This window comes from Oleiphilus sp. HI0043, assembly GCF_001634935.1.
This window is the reverse complement of the sequence record NZ_LWEY01000064.1, coordinates 1-832: the sequence shown is the minus strand read 5'-3', so window position 1 is coordinate 832 and position 832 is coordinate 1. Positions and strand designations below refer to the sequence as shown.

The window sequence follows — 832 nt, the reverse complement described above, 5'->3', positions numbered from 1 at the left end:
AAAAAGCCGTAGATAATGATGATAACCAACGTTAGCAACACATTTACTTTGTACATTGAAAACCAGGCCAAAAGCTCATCAAACATTTTTTACCTCAAGAATACTTTGCTTAAACTTCATACTTATTGTCTGTCTACGAGCAGAAGCTATGCATAGTTTACGCTCATTCTATATGCACTCTGGATATACTCCGACTCGGGGTCAACAAGCGCGCGTCCTGCCATTGCGGTGCGACCCAGCAACATAGGATATCGCATATTAGAGCGGTCAGTTAAGGTGATGGGTATCGTCCAATGACTTTTCCCAATGCAGACACTCGCTTCAATCAAGCAACGCTTCTCTTTAGCCTCATTATTGGTTTTAACAAGCCTTTTGTCGACGAGTTTTGCTGACCGTCTACTCGCCCTTCGGTCAGGAAAGACATCCTTTGGTAAATCAAAACTGACCCAAGTTTCATTATCCCTCTCTTCATACTCAATATTTTCGACGTGCAAAGATGAGTTGTTAGCGCCGGTGTCAACTCTTACCTGAACGTTGAATAAATGTAGTCCAGGTAGGTCAGCGTACTCGACTGCACCCAGTAAGATCTTTCCATCAAGGTATTTCGCGAAGGAACTTCCCACAATTGTTTGCTCCTCACTTAGGTTTCCATTCTTTGAAAAGTTATCATGGCTCATTTAACAATACCTCGGATTCACTGACCAAATTGTCATTCATTAGCTCTAGATTTTCAGCCACTTCGTTTGGCTTGGAAAAATAAGCAATATGAAATAATGCTTCACCCTCCTGTGCTAATGGGATGTTCTGTTTACCAATAATAATACCCTTAGCA

General features: G+C 41.6%; 1 protein-coding gene. It reads right to left on the bottom strand.

What is annotated here, in order from left to right:
- Window positions 1-146 precede the first annotated feature (146 nt).
- Window positions 147-677, bottom strand: a complete 531-nt coding sequence (locus tag A3729_RS01405) for a RimK/LysX family protein (RefSeq protein WP_082881966.1) — start codon at window positions 675-677, stop codon at window positions 147-149.
- Window positions 678-832 lie beyond the last annotated feature (155 nt).

What these genes read in the sequence shown, in the direction of transcription:
- A3729_RS01405 (WP_082881966.1), bottom strand. Translation starts at nt 677, where the DNA reads ATGAGCCATGATAACTTTTCAAAGAATGGAAACCTAAGTGAGGAGCAA.